Raw genomic sequence first — 17,884 nt, 5'->3', positions numbered from 1 at the left:
AGTGGAACTCACTGGTCTGATCATCGTCATCGGCGTCGCGCTCTTCTTCACCTACACCAACGGCTTCCACGACTCGGCCAACGCCATCGCGACCTCGGTGTCCACTCGGGCACTGACGCCGCGGGCGGCGCTGGCCATGGCCGCGGTGATGAACCTCGCGGGCGCCTTTCTCGGCGAAGGCGTCGCCAAGACCGTCAGCGAAGGGCTGATCGCCACCCCCGAAGGCAAGGATGGCCTGGTCATCCTGTTCGCGGCGCTGGTCGGCGCGATCTTCTGGAATTTGCTGACCTGGTACTTCGGACTGCCCTCGTCCTCGTCGCACGCGCTGTTCGGTGGCCTGGTCGGCGCCGCGCTCGCGGGCTCCAGCACCGTCTACTGGAACGGTGTGCTCGACAAAGTCGTCATCCCGATGTTCCTGTCGCCGGTGGTCGGCCTGGTCGCCGGCTATCTGGTGATGGTCGGGATCATCTGGTTGTTCCGTAAGTCCAACCCGCACAAGGCCAAGCGCGGCTTCCGGCTGGCGCAGACCGTCTCGGCGGCCGGCATGGCGCTCGGGCACGGTATCCAGGATGCCCAGAAGACGATGGGCATCGTGGTGATGGCGCTGGTGATCAGCGGTCATCAGCAGGGCGACGGCATCCCGGTGTGGGTCAAGCTCGCGTGCGCCATCACGCTGTCGCTGGGCACCTACGCGGGCGGGTGGCGGATCATGCGCACGCTCGGCCGCAAGATCATCGAGCTGGACCCGCCGCAGGGTTTCGCGGCCGAGACCACGGCCGCCTCGATCCTGTACACCACGGCTTACGTCTTCAAGGCGCCGATCTCCACCACGCACATCATCACCTCGGCGATCATGGGCGTGGGCGCGACCAAGCGGGTCAAGGCGGTGCGCTGGGGCGTCGCCAAGAACATCCTGATCGGCTGGTTCACCACGATGCCGGCCGCCGGGTTGGTCGCGGCCGGCGTGTACTGGATTGCCCACCTGATCGTGGGCTGATCCGCGGACCACGCGCCGCGTACGTAATGCAGGACGTACGGGGCATCCGGCCCGCGGGCGAGACATCGAACGTGAGGGCCCACACCCGTCCCGGTGTGGGCCCTCACGCATGTCCATCGCCGCCGTCCGTCGACGCTTCCGCGCTCAGCCGAACCGGCCGGCGATGTAGTCCGCCGTCGATTCCTCGGTGGGTGCCGAGAAGATCGTCTCGGTGTCGCCGATCTCCACCAGCCGACCGGGCTGACCCGGACCGGCGAGGTTGAAGAACGCGGTCTTGTCCGAGACGCGCGCGGCCTGCTGCATGTTGTGGGTCACGATGACGATCGTGTACCGCTCCTTGAGCAGCGCGATCAGGTCCTCGATCGCGAGCGTGGAGATCGGGTCGAGTGCCGAGCACGGCTCGTCCATCAGCAGCACCTGCGGCTCGACGGCGATCGCCCGCGCGATGCACAGTCGCTGCTGCTGGCCGCCGGACAGGCCCGCGCCGGGCTTGTTCAGCCGGTCCTTGACCTCGGTCCACAGGTTCGCGCCGCGCAGCGAACGCTCGACGATCGCGTCCAGGTCGCCCTTGCGCTTGATCCCCGCGAGCTTGAGCCCGGCCGCGACGTTGTCGTAGATCGACATGGTCGGGAACGGGTTGGGCCGCTGGAAGACCATGCCGACCGTGCGGCGGACCGCGACCGGGTCGATCTCGCTGCCGTACAGGTCCTGACCGTCCAGCGCGACCGACCCGTCCACCGAGGCGCCCGGAATCAGCTCGTGCATGCGGTTCAGGGTGCGGATGAAGGTGGACTTGCCACAGCCGGAGGGACCGATGAAGGCCGTGACCGAACGCGGCTCCATGGTCATCGAGATGTCCTCGACGGCCTTGTGCGAGCCGTAGTAGGCGTTGAGTCCGGAAACTTCGATGCGCTTGGTCATTCCTGCCTCTGGATCGGTGCGGATGTCGGTGCCGCGGTCGGCCGTTCGGGTCGTCGTCGCCTTCATCGGCCCGCCTTCGGTGCCTTCCAGCGGGCGATCAGCCGCGCCGCCAGGTTGAGGATCATGACGATGACGATCAGCGTGAGCGCCGCGGCCCAGGCCCGGTCCTCGGCGAACTGGTTGCCGGCGTGGTTCTGGTCGAACACGTACAGCGGCAGCGCCGATTGCCACCCCGAGAAGGGGTCGGTGTTGATCGACTGGGTGAGTCCGACGAGCAGCAACAGCGGGGCGGTCTCGCCGATCACGCGGGCGATGGAGAGCATCACGCCGGTGACGATGCCGCCGAACGCGGTGGGCAGCACCACCTTGAGCACGGTGCGCCACTTCGGGATGCCCAGCGCCAGGCTGGCCTCGCGCAGCTCGTTCGGGACCAGCTTGAGCATCTCCTCGGCGGAGCGCACCACCGTCGGCAACATCAGGATCATCAGCGCCAGCGACCCGGCGAAGCCGGAGGCCTGGAAGCCGAGCATCATGATCCAGAAGGCGTAGATGAACAGACCCGCGACGATCGACGGCAGACCGGTCATCACGTCGACGAAGAACGTCACCGTCTTGGCCAGTCGACCGCGCCCGTACTCGACCAGGTAGATCGCGGTGAGCAGACCGATGGGAACCGCGATCAGGGCGGCCAGGCCGACCTGCTCCAGGGTGCCGATGATCGCGTGGTAGATGCCGCCGGTGTCGTCCCGGGCGCCCACGCCGCGCATCGAGTGGGACAGGAAGTACGGCGACAGCTTGCCGTAGCCGCGCTGGATCGTGTAGCCGAGCACCGACACCAGCGGCAGCACGGCGAGCACGAACGCGGTGGAGATCAGGCTGGTGGCGAACCGGTCCCGGGCCCGGCGGGCGTCCTCGAACCGCCACGAGACGGCGGACAGGACGCCGATGAAGATCACCCCGGCGAGGAAGACCGCGAGTGCCCAGTTGTCCAGGGTCAGCTTGAACACGATCGTCAGCAGCACGCCGCCGCCGGCGATCGCCCACGGCACCTGGCGCGGCAGGGTCCGGCGGGTCAGCGACGCCGCCCGCGGATCCGCCAGACCCGCGCGACCGACCTCGACCGCGTCCGTACCGATGCCCGGGCGCTTGTCGCCCGTGTCCAGGACGGTCATGAGTTCGCTCCAGAGAACGCCTTGCGCCGGTTGATGACGACGCGCGCGGCGCCGTTGACGAGCAGCGTCATGATGAACAGGACCAGGCCGGAGGCGATCAACGCGCCGCGGCCGATCTCGTTGGACTCACCGAACTGGTTCGCGATGTTCGCCGCGATCGTGGTGTTGCCCGGGTCCAGGATGTGGATCGAGAGGTCGAAGCTGGGCGAGAGCACCATCGCGACCGCGATCGTCTCGCCGACCGCGCGGCCGAGGCCGAGCATCGACGCGCTGATGATGCCGGGCTTGCCGTAGGGCAGCACCGCGACCCGGATCATCTCCCAGCGGGTGGCGCCGAGCGCGAGCGCGGCCTCCTCGTGGGCGCGGGGCACCTGGAGGAAGACCTCACGGGTGACCGCCGCGATGATCGGCAGGATCATGATGGCCAGCACGATGCCGACGGTGAACAGCGTGCGCGCGGTGACGCCCGCCTGCTCCTTGTCGAACACCGGGATCCAACCGAGGTAGTCGGACAACCACGAGTGCAGGCCGAGCAGTTTGGGGGCCAGGAAGATGTAGCCCCACAGGCCGTAGACCACGCTGGGCACCGCGGCCAGCAGGTCGATGATGTAGCCGAGTGTCTGGGCGATCCGCCGGGGGGCGTAGTGCGTGATGAACAGCGCCACCCCCACCGCGACCGGCACCGCGATGAGCATCGCGATGGTGGCGCTGACAACCGTGCCGAACACCAGCGTGACGACACCGAACGCGGGCTTCGCCGTGTTCGGGTCCCAGCCCTGGTCGGTCAGGAAGCTGCCCTGGTTCTTCGACAGTGCGTCCGTCGCCTTGACCACGAGGAAGATCGCGATCGCGGCCATGATGGCGAGCAGGCTGATGCCGGCGCCGCGGGCGGCACCGGAGAAGATCCGGTCGCCTGGCCGAACCTTGGTGCGCTTGGCCGCGGGAGCCTTGCGCTCGGGTTCCGCCGGTGCGGTGGGAGTGGTGGTGGACATCTCTCTCCGTACGAGTCGGTCGCTCAGCGGGCTCGGACTAGGACAGACCGGCCACGGCGGCGCGAACCTTGTCCGCGACCGTCGTCGGGAGCGGCGCGTAGCCGATGCCCGCGAGGACCTTCTGGCCTTCGGCGCTGGAGGTGTAGTTGAGGAAGGACTTCAGCAGCGGGAGCTTGTCCGCGGCGGTGCCCTTCTCACAGACGATCTCGTAGGTGACCAGGATGATCGGGTAGGCGCCCTCGGCCTTGGTCGCGTAGTCGACCGACAGCTTCAGGTCGTTGCCCTGGCCCACGATCTTGGCCGCCTCGACGGCCTTGCCCGCCGCCTCGGGAGTGAGCTTGACCGGAGCCGCCGCACCCGTGTTGATCTGCGCGATGCCCAGGCCGGAGTTCTCCGCGTAGGACTGCTCCATGTAGCTGATGCCGCCCTGCGTCGACTTCACGATGGAGGCGACACCCTCGCTGCCCTTGGCACCCTGACCGCCCGGGGCCTTCCAGTCCTGGGCCGCGTCGAAGGTCCAGTCGGCGCCGGCCGCGGCCTTGAGGTACTTGGTGAAGTTCTCGGTGGTGCCCGAGGCCTCGGAGCGGTGCACGGTCTGGATCGCGGTGCCGGGCAGCTGTGCGTTCGGGTTCAGCGCCTTGATCTCGGCGGCGTCCCACTTGGTGATCTTGCCGGAGAAGATGCCCGCGATCGTCTTCGCGTCCAGGGTCAGGTCCTTGACGCCGGAGACGTTGTACGCGATCGCGATCGGGCCGGTCACCATCGGCAGGTTGATCGCCTGGCCGGGGGCGCACGCCGCGCCGGCCTTGGCGACCTCTTCCGGCTTGAGCGCCGAGTCGGAGCCGGCGAAGGTGACCTGCTTGTCGAAGAACGACTGACGGCCGGTGCCCGAACCCGAGGACGCGTAGTCGATCGAGGCACCCGAGCACTTGGCCTGGTACGCCTTGATCCACTCGTCCATCGCGTTCTTCTGGGCGCTGGAGCCGGCGGCGGCGAGCTTGCCGGTGCCGCAGTCACCCTTGGGGGCCTCGGCGCCGGGGGCCGCCGCGGCCTTCGTCGACGACTTCTTGTCGTCACCCGAGCTGTTGTCGTCGGAGCCACACGCGGCCAGCGTGAGCGCGCCGGCGAGTGCCAGGCCGGTGAAGCCGATACCGCGACGGACACTGCGGGGCCGAATGGTCACGGCGCTCCCTTTCGATCGAACTCAACTCGTGGTGCGGCGTCCCGAACGGGCGCCGTCTCCCATGAAGTTAGGCCGTGAGAATGAAGCGATCCGCCGCGCAAAGTGAACCGAGGGTGAACTCGAACGGTCGAGTCAGATAAGCCGACCGCTGGATGAATTGTCCGCTCATGTGCGCATTTACTACCCGTGAACTGGGGCTTTGTCGCGCAGGCCGAATTTTGTTCATCCGATGTTCAGATGCACGCAGTGTGACGTTGGGCAAACCGTGACAACGGCTTGACCAAGTGCTCAGCTTCCCGTCGGGTAGGGAGCGTAACGGCCCATGGCCACGACTCGACCCGCCCAGGCGTGCAATACGACGAACTCCCCGGGCAACAGGGGTTCGGCGGCCAGCCGGGTGGCACCGACCCCGGGGGCGGCGCCGGGCAGGTCCGGAACGGGTGCGCACAGCAGGGTCGGCCGGCCGCCGCGCAGCGCCTGGGCCACCGAGCACGAGGTCGCCCACACCCGCGCGCCCACGGCCGTGACATAGGGCTCGACCGTCGCGGCGGCGGCCGGCTCCGCGCAGCCGTACACCTCGACCGGTCCGAACGCGGCCAGCATCGGCACCAGGTCTCGGGCGAACGCCGGGCCCGCGCGCAGCACCAGAACCGGCACCGTCGCGGGCGGCGGCCCGGTGCGGAACGCGTCGGTCAGCGACGCGGTGTAGTCCGGGGTCCCGGTCAGCGTCGCGGCCTGCTCCGGCGGACCCCACCACATCCGGTCCACCTCCCGGTTGGCGACGAACTCGCCCGCGACCGCCTCGGCGACCCAGTAGCGGTTGACCTTGAGTCGATCGCGCGAGCGCAACGGATAACTGCGCATGCCCAGCTCGCGCCCCAAAATGGCCCGATACCCGGTCTCCTCGGCGATCTCGCGGACCGCGGCCACCACCGCGGGCTCGCCCGGCTCCAGCTTGCCCTTGGGGAAGGACCAGTCGTCGTAGCGCGGCCGATGCACCAACCCGACCTGCACCGCGTCCCCCACCCGACGCCACAACACCGCGCCCGCGGCGAGTACCGGGTGGTGGTCGGGGTGCGTGACCCGAGCAGGGTCATCCATCGAGCCACGCCCGCGCCTCCGGGGCGCCCGCCCTGGGCCACACCCGGGTGAACGCGTACCGCTGAGCCGTGGCGACCCGCCGCTCGTGCGCGTACAACTCGCCCAGGACGAAGGCGGCGGGCCCGCCGACCCGGGGGCCGGCCGCGAGTGCGGCGACCGCGTCGGCGGCGATGGTCGCGTCCTGGTGCACGCCGAGCACCTCGGTCACCGCCTTGAGCCGCCTGGCCAACCGAGCGGCCGGCGGGCCGAACGCGGGCACGCACATGTCGGCCGCGTAGCGGGCCCGCTTGGCCAGGATCCGCACCCGGTGCCAGGCGTCGTCGTCGGTGCCCGCGTAGGGCGTGAACCCGGCGCGGTCCGCCGGATAGGGCTCGCCCGCCGCCGCCAGCGGCAGCGCGTCGACGGCGCGGTCCAGCCGGCGCAGCGTCCGGGCGACCAACCCGGGCACGAGTTCGGCGCCCGGCGCCGCGGCCCGCTTGGTGAACGTCAGGCCCAGAGCCGGCTCCACCAGGTCCGCGGACAGCGTGGTGAACACTCCCGAGCCGAGCGCGGTCAGCGCGCGGGTCCGCCCGGCGCCCAGATCGCCGCGCAGTCGGCGGGTGACGATCGCCCGGGCCCGGGCCGAGCCGGGGCGCTCCGGCAGCGTGTCCAGGTCGGCCGACAGTCGCTCCAGCAGCACCTCGGCGTCCCGCTCGCCCGCCAAGGCGTCCGCCGCCTCGCGCAGCCGAGCGCGCAGACGCGCGGCGGGCTCCGGCTCCAGCAGCGGCCCGCACGTGGCCAGCGCGCTGCGGATCCGCCGGGCGGCCACCCGCGCGTTGTGCGCGGCCTCCTCCTCGCCCGCGCTCAGCCGGGGCAGTTGGTCGATGAACGCGCCGGCCTCCCCGACCAGATGGGCGAGCAGGATCGCGCCGGCCGAGGTGTCCTCGGCCGCCGCGCGCTGCCGAGGAATACCGGTCGTCTGCTCAGTCCGGCCCACGTCTGCGCCTCCGGGTCTCGATGAGGTGCTCCTGCACGTCACGAAGCCGGCTGCCGTCGGCAGCGGTTGCGTGCCTGGTCCAGGTGCCGTCCCGGTCCAGGTGCCAGGACGCGGTCTCCGCGCTCATCCCCAGGTCCATGAAGGACGTCATCTCGTCGCGGTGTCGATCGCCGCGCAACCGCACCGCCGCCTCGACCCTGCGGTCCAGGTTGCGGTGCATCAGGTCGGCACTGCCGATCCACACCTCCGGTTCGCCCCCGCCGGCGAACACCCACACTCTGGAGTGTTCCAAAAATCGGCCGAGAATGCTGCGCACTCGGATGGTCTCGGACAGACCGGGAACGCCCGGGCGCAGCGCGCAGATGCCCCGGATCCACAGATCGACCGGGACGCCGGCCTGCGAGGCACGGTAGAGCGCGTCGATCACCAGTTCGTCGACCAGCGAGTTCGACTTGAGCCGGACGTACGCCGGCAGCCCCTGCTCGTGGTTGGCCGCCTCGCGCTCTATCCGTTCGACCAGCCCGTTGCGCAACGAGTGCGGGGCCACCAGCAACCGCCGAAACGATTGCGCGCGCGAGTAGCCGGAGAGCCGGTTGAACAGGTTCGACATGTCCTCGCCGACCTGCGGGTCGGCGGTCAGCAGGCCCAGGTCCTCGTAGAGCCGGGCCGTCTTCGGGTTGTAGTTGCCCGTGCCGATGTGGCAGTAGCGGCGCAGCGTGTCGCCCTCCTGGCGGACCACCAGGCACAGCTTGGAGTGCGTCTTGAGCCCCACCACGCCGTGCACGACATGGCAGCCGGCCTGCTCGAGCTTGCGCGCCCAGGTGATGTTGGCGTGCTCGTCGAAGCGGGCCTTGAGCTCGACCAGGACCAGTACCTGCTTGCCGGACTCGGCCGCGTCCACCAGCGCGTCCACGATCGGCGAGTCGCCCGAGGTGCGGTACAGGGTCTGCTTGATCGCGAGCACGTCCGGGTCGGCCGCGGCCTGCTCCAGGAACGCCTGGACCGAGGTGGCGAACGAGTCGTAGGGGTGGTGGACCAGGATGTCGCGCTTGCGCATCGCGGCGAACACGTCGGCGGCCTGCGCGGTCTCCACCTCGGCCAGGTCGCGATGGGTGCCGGCGACGAAGCGGCCGAACTTGAGCTCGGGCTTGTCCAGGTCGGCGATCGCGTGCAGACCGGTCAGGTCGAGCGGACCGGGCAGCGGGTAGACCTCCTTCTCGCCCACGCCCAGCTCGCGCACCAGCAGGTCGAGCACGTGCGGGTCGATGGTCTCCTCGACCTCGAGCCGGACCGGCGGGCCGAACCTCCGGCGCATCAACTCCCGCTCCAGCGCCTGGAGCAGGTTCTCCGCGTCGTCCTCCTCGACCTCGAGGTCCTCGTTGCGGGTGACCCGGAAGGCGTGGTGGCCCAGCACGTCCATGCCCGGGAACAGGTCGCCGAGGAATTCGGCGATCACCTCCTCGAGCGGCACGAAGCGGGCCGGCGAGGTCTCCACGAAGCGCGGCAGCAGCGGCGGCACCTTGACCCGGGCGAAGTGCTCGTTGCCCGAGCGCGGATTGCGCACGATCACGGCCAGGTTCAGCGACAGGCCGGAGATGTACGGGAACGGGTGCGCCGGGTCCACCGCCAGGGGGGTGAGCACCGGGAAGACCCGCTCGCGAAAGAGCGCGTACAACGACTGCCGCTCGCCGTCGGTCAGGTCGTCGAAGCGCAACAACTGGATGTCGGCCTCGCCGAGCGCGGGCAGCACGTCGTGGTGGAAGCACGTGGAGTGCCGGGCCATCAGTGCGCGGCTGCGCGACCAGATGTTCTCCAGCACCTCGCGCGGCTGTAGGCCGCTGGCGGCGCGCACCGCCAGACCGGTGGCGATCCGGCGCTTGAGACCGGCCACCCGGACCATGAAGAACTCGTCGAGGTTGGACGCGAAGATGGCCAGAAATCGCGCCCGCTCCAGCAGCGGTGTGCTCGGGTCCTCGGCGAGTTCGAGCACACGTTCGTTGAACGCCAGCCAGCTGCCCTCCCGGTCCAGAAACCGGTCCAACGGCAACCCGTCCTCCGATCGCGGCGGGGCCGCGGCGACCGGGTTCGTGCCGCCGGCCTTCGCGGGCGGCACGGCCACGGTCAGGTGTCGGGAGGATCGAGCGGCGGGGTTCTCGGCGTTCATCAGACCATTGTCTTTTCGCGGCGGTCTATGCGCACCTGTGCGGCCGCGACCCGAAACAGATGTTCGCCAGGTTTCACACCGTGTTCAGCGCCGGTACATCACATCGACGGTATGCACGCGAAAGCCCAAACGGGCGTACACCTTGACCGCCGCCTCGTTGTCCGCGTCCACATAGAGCAGGATTTCGGCGAGCGGACGGCCCTCGACGGTGCGCCGGGCCAGGTGCCGCAGACCCACCGAGGTCAGCAGCGCGCCGAGCCCGCGGCCCTGCGCCGCCGGGTCGACACCGACCACGTACACCTCGCCCAGCGGGCCCGAGTCCGCGGTCGCGGGGTGTGTCTTGGTCCAGTGGAAGCCGAGCAGCTCGCCGGTGTCGGTGTCCTCGGCGAGGAAGAAACCGGCCGGGTCGAACCACGGCTCGGCGAACCGGCGGCGCAGGTCGTCCGCCGTCCACGCGCCCTGCTCGGGGTGGTGCGCGAAGGACTTGGCGTTGAGCGCGAGCCAAGCCTGGTCGTCCACGCCCGGACGGAAGGTGCGCAGTCGCACGTCGGCGGGCAGGTCCAGGTCGGGCACCGAAGTGGCGGCCGCGCGGCGCATCTGCCACAACTCGCGGAACGCGGCGAAGCCCAGCGCCGCGGCCAGTCGCTCGGCCGCGGGCAGCTTGCCGTGCGCCCACACCCGCAACCGGCCGGCCTCCTCGATCCGGGCCGCCTCGCTCACCAGCGTCTCCAGCAGCGCCCGGCCCAGGCCCGCGCCGCGCGCGGCCGGCGCGACGAACAGTTCGGCGGACGGGCCGTCCACGAGATCCGAGCCGTCCAGGTGCGCGAAGCCGACGATGGCGGCGCCGTCCCGGGCGAGCACCTCGCGCGCCGCGGGCGCGCCGTGCCGTAGCTCGAGCCGGGACTGTTCGGACAGCGGCGAGGCGCCGTCGACGCCGGCCGCCGCCTCCGCGAGGGCCGATACGGCCGAGGCGTCTTCCGCCGAGGCCCGATTCACCGTCTCGATCGACACATCCGCGAGGTCCATGGCCTCCACGGTACTGAGCGGCGCCGGCGGTCGTCGCGCGGCCGTCAGCCGCAGCCGCAGCTGCGGCGGACCACCAGCGTGGACGGGAAGGTACGCACCCGCGGGTCGCCGGCGGCGGCCGGCTCGCGCTCCAGCGCCAGCTCCACCGCGGCGCGGGCCATACCCGGGCGGTCGGAGGTCACCGTGGTCAACGGCGGATCGGCGATGGCCGCCTCGGCGATGTCGTCGAAGCCCACCACCGCGAGGTCGTCCGGTACCCGCACACCCGCCTCCCGCGCCGCGTGCAGGACACCCATCGCCTGGTCGTCGGTCGAGCAGAACAGCGCCCTGGGCCGATCCGGGCCGGTCAGCAGCGACAGCGCGACCTGGTAGGCGCCGAACCGGCCGAAGGGCGCCTCGTGCAGCAGACCCTCGGTGGGCAGCCCGCGCTCGGTCATCGCCCGCCGCCAGCCGGTCACGTGGTCGGTGACCGGGTCGCCCGAGTCCGGCGTGCTGGGTGGACCGCCCAGGCAGTCCACCCGGGTGAAGCCGTGGGTGTCGAGCAGGTGGCGGACCGCGGTGTAGGCGCCCTCGACGTCGTCCAGGATGACCGCGTCACCGCCGAGCGCATCGGGCTGACGGTGCATCAGCACCACCCGCACGTCCCGCGTGGCGATCTCACGCGCGGCGCGCTCCGAGGGGCCCTGGCTGACCAGCACGAGCCCGGACACCTGCATGCCCAGGAACGCGCGCACGTAGTGCAGTTCGCGGTCGTCCTCGTAGTCGGAATTGCCGATCAACACCAGCCGGCCCTGCTCGAACGCGGCCTGTTCGACGGTGTGCGCGAGTTCGGCGAAGAAGGCCTGCCGGGCGTCGGGCAGCACCAGGCCGATCAGGTTGGTCCGGCGGCTGGCCATCGCCTGGGCCACGCTGTCGGGCCGGTAACCCAGCTTGTCTATCGCGGCGAGCACACGCTCGCGCGTGGCCGGCGCGACCGGGCGCGGGCCATTGTTGACGACGTAGGAGACCACCGCGGTGGAGGTCCCCGCGAGGCGGGCGACGTCGTCGCGGGTCACTTTGGGCACGCGGTCATTGTAGGGATGGAGACCGGTGCGACTCACGGGAGTTCACAACCTGGACGCGGGACGAGATGGTCCTCCGCGTTCCTCCGGATAAGTCTGCTTTGTACTGCTGCGTAAGGGATGTGACGCTCCGTCGGCTCCACCGGCCGGACCGGCGCGGAGCGACGGGTCACCTGGGCACGGGGCACATGAGCAAGGGTCACGTACGCACGACTCACGTATGTACGACTCACGTACGCTCGGCGAGCGCGGGCTCGCCGACGCCTCGATCGGGCACCACGAACCGGTAACCGACGTTGCGCACCGTACCGATCAACGACTCGTGCTCGGGCCCGAGTTTCGCCCGCAGGCGGCGCACGTGCACATCCACCGTGCGGGTGCCGCCGAAATAGTCGTAGCCCCACACCTCCTGCAACAACTGGGCTCGGGTGAAGACCCGGCCCGGGTGCTGCGCGAGGTACTTGATCAGTTCGAACTCCTTGAACGTCAGGTCCAGCACTCGGCCGCGCAGCTTCGCGCTGTAGGTGGCCTCGTCGATGCTCAGGTCGCCGTTGCGGATCTCGGTGGGCTCGTCCTCGGCCCCCTGCGCCGCCTGGAGCCGGCCGATCGCCAGCCGCAGCCGCGCCTCGACCTCGGCGGGCCCGGCGGTGTCCAGCAGGACGTCGTCGACGCCCCAGTCCGCGGTCAACGCGGCCAGCCCGCCCTCGGTGGCCACCAGCACCAGCGGGGCGCCGACCCCGGTGGTCCGCAACACCCGACACAGGCTGCGCACCTGCGGGAGGTCACGCCTACCGTCGACCAGGATGACGTCCGCGGCCGGCGCGTCGACCAACGCGGACGCCTCCGCCGGGGCCACGCGTACCTGGTGCAGCAGCAGACCGAGCGCGGGCAGCACCTCGGCCGACGGCTGGAGCGCGTTCGTGAGCAGCAGCAGTGCACTCAACGGGACACCTCCCAAAACAGGCACAAAACACGAAAGGACCCGGGGCATCGTCGCCCGGATCCTTCATTGGTCGCCGACTCGTCCGATTCCGTAACCGTTCGGGAACCACTTCTGGGGTCCTTGGGGTGTGCCCGTCATCGGAGGTGAGCCTGCGGAGTCAGGATAGCGAACATGTCTCCGGGAACCGACCTACCCGGGGATCTTCCCGCACTGCGGACACCCCACGGCCCCGACTTTCACCGGAATGCCTGCACCCGAACCCGCATCCTCATCGCGCGGACCAGCGGGGGCACCCCCGAAAAGCCGATCAGGACCCACCCGACCAAGCCCCCACAACCTCCACGGGTTCACCGGTTCGGGGCACGACCCGCCGCGTGGGCAACCCGGCAGGGGCGCAACCGGTTGCCCGTCCCCTCCGCGGCCACCGCGAGCCGGTCGCCGGGCGCCGGCTCACACCGTCCGCTCCGCGGCCGGGTCGAGCCGGTGGTCCGAGGGCGCCCGGGCCGAATGGTCGGTGTGGAGGCGTCATCATGGATGCTGCACACTTCGGCGCCGCCGGCGCCGGAGGCCGCGACGTACACACGGACACACGGGAGGGCGCGCGATGGCGGTCGGCACCATGCGGTACTGGGCCGCGGCGAAGGAAGCCGCGGGCACGGCCGAGGAGCCGTACGACGCGGCCACTCTCGCCGAGGCGCTGGGGCGCGCCCGGGAGCGGCACGGCGACTCGATCCGCTTCGGCGCGGTCGTCGCGAACTGCTCGTTCGTCGTGGACGGCGACCCCGTCGGACGGCGCGACCACACGGCGATCATCCTGACCGAGGGCGGCACGGTCGAGGTCCTGCCTCCCTTCGCCGGCGGATGAGCGGCCGGCGCGGGCGCCCGACGGGCGACCGATACGAGGAACCGGGCGGCTACGACCCCGCGGCGATCCACCCCGGCGAAGCGCCGCTCGACCCGGGCCCGCCGGGGCCGGGTTACGGCGAGCAGGCGTTCGCGCCGCCCGGCGAGTACTACGGCGAGCAGTACGGCACACCGGCCGCCGAGTCGTACGACGGACGACTCGGCGGCTACGCCGAGCCCGGGCAGTACGCCCAGCCGCCCGCCGACCAAGGCTCGTACGGCTACCCGGCAGCGCCGTATCCGCCGGAAACCCGGCCACACGAGCCCTACCCCCAGGACGACTACGCCCAGGGGTCCTACCCACCCGAGTCCTACTCGCAGGAGCCCTACCTCCAGGACTCCTATCCGCAGGGTCCGCAAGCCCCGCAGGCTCCGCACGCCTCGCATGCCCTCCAGCCGTACGCCGAACCGCTCCCGAGCGCGCCCGCGGCCGGCGGATACGGCTACCCGGACGCCACCGAGATGTTGCCCGCGCTCGCCGAACCCGGGCGGGATGGTTACGACTCGGGGTACGCGGACCGGGACGGTGCGACGAGCGTGCTGCCGGCCGTCGTCGAGCCGGTTCCCGAGTCCGAGCCGGATTCGTACGGTGGGTATCGCCCCGAGGATGCCCATCGGCGGGACGAGTCGGTCGACCACGCGGCGTTCGACCACGAGCAGGACCACCCCGAGTTCGCCCACGACTTCACCCACGCCCACGACCACCCGAACGACGCGCCCGCCGATGACGACGCCCCCGCCGACTCCCGCCGCCGCCTCGCCCGCGTGCCGGCCCAGCGCACCGGTGAGGCGTCCGCGCGCTCGGCCCGGACGCCGATCTGGGATCCGCCGGGCATGCTGCCGGCGCTGTGCACGGTCGGTCTCGCCGCCGTCTTGGCGGTGACCGCGATCGCCGGGAAGCCGGCCCTCGTGCTCGGCGTGGCGTTCCTGCAAGTGCTCACCGCCGCCGGGTGGTTCCGGCTCAACGGCATGTGGCCCGCGCGCCAGGGCATAGCGCTGGTCGTGGTGGCCGCGTTCGGTACCGACATCGCGGTGTACGCCAAGGGCGAGCAGGGCCTGGCGAGCGTGCCCGCCGTGCTCGCCGCGACGTTGCTGGTGATGCTCGCGCTCCAGGCCCGGAGCGGTGCTCGGCCGGGCGAGTTGTTGCCCGCGCTCACGGTGACCACGTCCGCCGCGCTGATCACCGCGTTCGACGTGGCCTACCTGGTCGCGGGCGAACTCCACGGCGGCCCGATCGACGCGGGCGCGGCCGTGGTGTCCGCGGTGCTCGCGGCCGGTGTCGCCACGCTGGTGCGGGCGGTGCCGCTGCCGCCGGCCGTCGCGCCGATCCCGTCCTGGCTGCTCGGCACCGCCGCCGGCGCCGCCGCGGGCATCGCGCTCGGCGGCGAAGCGCCGTACGCCGCGCTGCTCGGCGCCGCCGCCTCGGCGCTCGGCCTGCTCGGCCGCCGGGTCGCCGGCTACGACCATCCGTCCGGGTTCGTTCACTTCACCGCCGGTGTATCCCTGCCGCTCGCACTCGCCGCTCCGGCGGCGTATCTGCTGGGCAGGGTCATGATCGGCTGATTAACCGTGCGGCGGCGGCTCCGCCACGGGAGGATGCGGCCATGCCGTGGATATACCGCCGGTCCCGTCCCGGGAGCCGGGATGAACCGCCGGACCCGCCCACCCGTGCAGAGGGTGTGGCGCAACGTTCGGAACTGCTCGGTGCCGAGGCCCAGGCGGATCCGGCGGCGGCCCGGGCCTTTTTGGCCCGGCCCCCCGCCGGCGACGAGCGGCCCGCCGCCGACCCCCTGCACTCGGCCTCGCGAATATCGACCGCCGACGAGGCGGTCATCCGCACGCTCTACCTCGAACACGGCGGCCCGCTCCTCGGGTTCGCGTTGCGCCTGACCGGCGGCGATCGGGCCTGGGCCGAGGACGTGGTCCAGGAGACGCTGCTGCGTGCCTGGCGCCACCCCGAGGCGCTGGACCCGGCCCGGGGCTCGGTGCGGGGCTGGTTGTGCACGGTGGCCCGCAACGTGGTGATCGACGTCGGCCGGGCTCGTCGGGCCCGACCACCCGAGACCGGCGACGCGGTGCTGGCGACGGTGGCGGACGAGGGCGCCGAGGCCGAGTTCGACCGGGCCGTGCTCGCGTGGGACGTCGCCGACGCGATGGCCGCGCTCAGCCCCGAGCATCGGGCCGTGCTGCTGGAGACCTACTACCGGGGCAGTTCGGTGGCCGACGCGGCCAAGACGCTGGGGGTGCCCGAGGGCACGGTCAAATCACGGACGTATTACGCGCTGCGAGCGCTGCGCGTGGCCTTCGAGGAAAGGGGGTTGGTCCCGTGACGGACACCGGGGACGAGAACGCGACGGCGAACGGCGCCGCTCCCGACGCGCATCCGCCGAAGCCGGCGGGCCCGCCCGCACGGCTGGGCTGCGCGGTGGCCCGCCTGGACCTCGGCGCGTTCGTGGTCGGCGCCCTCGACGAGGACGAGGCCGCGCGAGTGCGGCAACACGTGGCCACGTGCCCGCGCTGCCGGGCCGAATACGAGGAACTCGCGGGCCTGCCCGCCCTGCTCGCCCGGCTGACCGAGGCCGAGGCGCAGGCCAGCGGTGTGGCCGCGAGCGGCACCGCGCCCGCACGTGTGTTGTCCGCCGCGGCCCGGCAGGCGGATCGGCGCCGCCGGTCGCGCCATGCGGTGGCCGCCGCGGCGGCCGTGCTGATGATCCTCGCCGGGTTCACCGGTTGGGCGCTGGGCGACTCCTCGGACACCGGGGACACGGCCGCCGCGCCGCCGACCACGGCCGCCCCGGGCCGGCCGTCCGCGACGGCCGGGCCGGCCGGTACCGCGACACCGCCCGGGCCGGCCGGTCGGATCGCCCGCGGCGGCGACCCGCGCTCCGGTATGGGCGCCGAACTGCGCTACGCCGCCACCGCGTGGGGCAGCAGCGTGGATCTGTCGCTGTCCGGCATCCGGCCGGGCACCCGCTGCCAGTTGGACGTCTACGGCACCCGGGGCCGGGTGGAGACGGCGTCCTCGTGGGTGGTCCCGAACGGCGAGTACGGACCCGGTGATCCGATTCGGGGCGCGACCAGCATTCCGGTCGGCGAGATCACCCGGTTCGCCGTCAAAACGGTCGGCGACGGCGAACAACTACTGGAGATCCCGCCCGCACAACCATGACAAATCGGTGCCAATTGTCCGCCCATCTCAATGGGCGGACAATTTTGTCTCACATCATGGGCCACGCATGACACGGGTGGCCCAGGCTCCCTACGATCGATGGTGTGAAGCGACAGGCGGATGACCTCACCAAGCGGCGCGCAGTGGACCTGTGCCGCACGCAGACCTGCCTGTGTTGCGCTGACTGACTTGCCGACAGTCGTCGATCGGCGATGCGCCCGAGGCGGATCGCGACCGGCCGTCGGACCCGGGACCCGAACCGCGTGACGACGCGGTGGAACGGCCCCCGGCCCCCGCGTAGCAACCACGGACACACCCACACCCCGCCTGCCGCGGCGCCGCGGCACGCCCGGGTGTACCCCGAGACCGCGTACCCCCACATCCGCGGCAATCCCGCGCACTTCTGCACCGGAGGTATCCCCATGAGCCGCTCCGACGTTCTGGTAGACGCCGACTGGGTCCAGGCCCACCTGGACGACCCGAAGGTCGTGCTCGTCGAGGTCGACGAGGACACCAGCGCCTACGTCAAGAACCACATTCGTGGTGCGGTGCGCATCGACTGGCGCGACGACCTGCAGGACCCGGTCAAGCGCGACTTCGTCGACGAGGCCGGCTTCTCCGCGCTGCTGTCGGCCAAGGGCATCTCCAACGACGACACCGTCGTGCTCTACGGCGGCAACAACAACTGGTTCGCGTCCTACGCCTACTGGTACTTCAAGCTCTACGGCCACGGCGACGTCAAGCTGCTCGACGGCGGTCGCAAGAAGTGGGAGCTCGACTCGCGCGAGCTGGTCGTCGAGGTGCCCGAGCGCGCCGCGACGAACTACGTGGCCAAGGAGCAGGACACGTCGATCCGCGCCTGGCGCGACGACGTGCTCGCCGCGATCGGTTCGCTGAACCTGGTCGACGTGCGTTCGCCCGACGAGTTCTCCGGCAAGCTGCTCGCCCCGGCGCACCTGCCGCAGGAGCAGTCGCAGAAGGCCGGCCACGTGCCGACCGCGAAGAACATCCCGTGGTCGAAGGCCGCCAACGACGACGGCACCTTCAAGACCAACGAGGAACTCACCGCGCTGTACGAGGGCGAGGGTGTGGACCTGACGAAGGACACCATCGCCTACTGCCGGATCGGCGAGCGCTCCGCCCACACCTGGTTCGTCCTGCACGAGCTGCTGGAGCAGGGCAACGTCCGCAACTACGACGGCTCGTGGACCGAGTACGGCGCGCTGGTGGGCGTGCCGATCGAGCTCGGCGACGGCAAGTGACCGACGGCTACACC

The 17,884-nt window shown here is 71.2% G+C and carries 17 protein-coding genes; 7 read left to right on the top strand and 10 right to left on the bottom strand.

Features of this window, described 5'->3' with window-relative positions:
• The first annotated feature begins 1 nt into the window (after nt 1).
• On the top strand, nt 2–997 hold the full coding sequence (locus A3IC_RS0122290) for an inorganic phosphate transporter (RefSeq protein WP_020552275.1): 996 nt from the start codon (nt 2–4) through the stop codon (nt 995–997).
• A gap of 144 nt (nt 998–1,141) precedes the next feature.
• Here A3IC_RS0122290 and pstB read toward each other — a convergent pair whose 3' ends face one another.
• From pstB to A3IC_RS55865, 10 genes are all read right to left on the bottom strand, one after another.
• Nucleotides 1,142–1,918 (bottom strand): phosphate ABC transporter ATP-binding protein PstB, encoded by a 777-nt coding sequence (pstB, locus tag A3IC_RS0122285; protein WP_026218585.1) that lies wholly within the window; start codon nt 1,916–1,918, stop codon nt 1,142–1,144.
• Between the two features lie 62 nt (nt 1,919–1,980).
• Nucleotides 1,981–3,090, bottom strand: coding sequence for a phosphate ABC transporter permease PstA (gene pstA / locus A3IC_RS0122280; protein ID WP_020552273.1), 1,110 nt, complete (start codon nt 3,088–3,090; stop codon nt 1,981–1,983).
• Entirely contained in the window at nt 3,087–4,082 is a 996-nt protein-coding gene (pstC, locus tag A3IC_RS0122275; protein WP_020552272.1) for a phosphate ABC transporter permease subunit PstC, read from the bottom strand. Before pstC ends, pstA begins: the two co-directional genes overlap by 4 nt.
• A 37-nt stretch (nt 4,083–4,119) precedes the next feature.
• The gene (gene pstS / locus A3IC_RS0122270; RefSeq protein ID WP_020552271.1) at nt 4,120–5,265 is read right to left on the bottom strand and encodes a phosphate ABC transporter substrate-binding protein PstS; all 1,146 of its coding nucleotides are present in this window, start codon (nt 5,263–5,265) and stop codon (nt 4,120–4,122) included.
• A 288-nt stretch (nt 5,266–5,553) separates the two neighbouring features.
• On the bottom strand, nt 5,554–6,366 hold the full coding sequence (locus A3IC_RS62525) for an NUDIX hydrolase (protein WP_020552270.1): 813 nt from the start codon (nt 6,364–6,366) through the stop codon (nt 5,554–5,556).
• Nucleotides 6,359–7,342, bottom strand: a complete 984-nt coding sequence (locus tag A3IC_RS0122260) for a CHAD domain-containing protein (protein WP_020552269.1) — start codon at nt 7,340–7,342, stop codon at nt 6,359–6,361. The genes A3IC_RS62525 and A3IC_RS0122260 overlap by 8 nt, the downstream gene beginning before the upstream one ends.
• A complete protein-coding gene (locus A3IC_RS55870) occupies nt 7,329–9,506 on the bottom strand; it encodes an RNA degradosome polyphosphate kinase (RefSeq protein WP_020552268.1) in 2,178 nt (725 codons plus the stop codon). The genes A3IC_RS0122260 and A3IC_RS55870 overlap by 14 nt, the downstream gene beginning before the upstream one ends.
• An 84-nt stretch (nt 9,507–9,590) precedes the next feature.
• Complete coding sequence (gene mshD / locus A3IC_RS0122250; RefSeq protein ID WP_020552267.1) at nt 9,591–10,532, bottom strand: mycothiol synthase; 942 nt, start codon at nt 10,530–10,532, stop codon at nt 9,591–9,593.
• 44 nt (nt 10,533–10,576) lie between these two features.
• Nucleotides 10,577–11,596: a LacI family DNA-binding transcriptional regulator gene (locus A3IC_RS0122245; protein ID WP_026218582.1), complete on the bottom strand. Its 1,020-nt coding sequence runs from the start codon at nt 11,594–11,596 to the stop codon at nt 10,577–10,579.
• Nucleotides 11,597–11,822: 226 nt separating this feature from the next.
• Nucleotides 11,823–12,536, bottom strand: a complete 714-nt coding sequence (locus A3IC_RS55865) for a winged helix-turn-helix domain-containing protein (RefSeq protein ID WP_020552265.1) — start codon at nt 12,534–12,536, stop codon at nt 11,823–11,825.
• A gap of 604 nt (nt 12,537–13,140) precedes the next feature.
• Here A3IC_RS55865 and A3IC_RS0122235 point away from each other — a divergent pair.
• From A3IC_RS0122235 to A3IC_RS0122215, 6 genes are all read left to right on the top strand, one after another.
• Nucleotides 13,141–13,401, top strand: coding sequence for a MoaD/ThiS family protein (locus tag A3IC_RS0122235; protein WP_020552264.1), 261 nt, complete (start codon nt 13,141–13,143; stop codon nt 13,399–13,401).
• Nucleotides 13,398–15,002 (top strand): chromosomal replication initiator protein DnaA, encoded by a 1,605-nt coding sequence (locus A3IC_RS62520; RefSeq protein ID WP_020552263.1) that lies wholly within the window; start codon nt 13,398–13,400, stop codon nt 15,000–15,002. The genes A3IC_RS0122235 and A3IC_RS62520 overlap by 4 nt, the downstream gene beginning before the upstream one ends.
• A 116-nt stretch (nt 15,003–15,118) precedes the next feature.
• A complete protein-coding gene (locus A3IC_RS0122225) occupies nt 15,119–15,769 on the top strand; it encodes a sigma-70 family RNA polymerase sigma factor (RefSeq protein ID WP_020552262.1) in 651 nt (216 codons plus the stop codon).
• Nucleotides 15,766–16,608, top strand: coding sequence for an anti-sigma factor family protein (locus A3IC_RS0122220; protein WP_020552261.1), 843 nt, complete (start codon nt 15,766–15,768; stop codon nt 16,606–16,608). The genes A3IC_RS0122225 and A3IC_RS0122220 overlap by 4 nt, the downstream gene beginning before the upstream one ends.
• Nucleotides 16,609–16,712: 104 nt before the next feature.
• Entirely contained in the window at nt 16,713–16,796 is an 84-nt protein-coding gene (locus A3IC_RS73580; protein ID WP_360319360.1) for a putative leader peptide, read from the top strand.
• A 234-nt stretch (nt 16,797–17,030) separates the two neighbouring features.
• Nucleotides 17,031–17,870: a sulfurtransferase gene (locus tag A3IC_RS0122215; RefSeq protein WP_026218580.1), complete on the top strand. Its 840-nt coding sequence runs from the start codon at nt 17,031–17,033 to the stop codon at nt 17,868–17,870.
• The last annotated feature ends 14 nt before the right edge of the window (nt 17,871–17,884 follow it).

It is taken from the genome of Embleya scabrispora DSM 41855 (assembly GCF_000372745.1).
GTDB lineage: Bacteria > Actinomycetota > Actinomycetes > Streptomycetales > Streptomycetaceae > Embleya > Embleya scabrispora.
This window is presented reverse-complemented; position numbering and strand designations above follow the sequence as displayed.

Excerpts from the sequence above, each read along its gene's own strand:
- pstB (WP_026218585.1), bottom strand. The coding sequence starts at position 1,918 with ATGACCAAGCGCATCGAAGTTTCCGGACTCAACGCCTACTACGGCTCG.
- pstA (WP_020552273.1), bottom strand. The coding sequence starts at position 3,090 with ATGACCGTCCTGGACACGGGCGACAAGCGCCCGGGCATCGGTACGGAC.
- pstC (WP_020552272.1), bottom strand. The coding sequence starts at position 4,082 with ATGTCCACCACCACTCCCACCGCACCGGCGGAACCCGAGCGCAAGGCT.
- A3IC_RS62525 (WP_020552270.1), bottom strand. The coding sequence starts at position 6,366 with ATGGATGACCCTGCTCGGGTCACGCACCCCGACCACCACCCGGTACTC.
- A3IC_RS55870 (WP_020552268.1), bottom strand. The coding sequence starts at position 9,506 with ATGAACGCCGAGAACCCCGCCGCTCGATCCTCCCGACACCTGACCGTG.
- mshD (WP_020552267.1), bottom strand. The coding sequence starts at position 10,532 with ATGGACCTCGCGGATGTGTCGATCGAGACGGTGAATCGGGCCTCGGCG.
- A3IC_RS0122235 (WP_020552264.1), top strand. The coding sequence starts at position 13,141 with ATGGCGGTCGGCACCATGCGGTACTGGGCCGCGGCGAAGGAAGCCGCG.
- A3IC_RS62520 (WP_020552263.1), top strand. The coding sequence starts at position 13,398 with ATGAGCGGCCGGCGCGGGCGCCCGACGGGCGACCGATACGAGGAACCG.
- A3IC_RS0122215 (WP_026218580.1), top strand. The coding sequence starts at position 17,031 with ATGAGCCGCTCCGACGTTCTGGTAGACGCCGACTGGGTCCAGGCCCAC.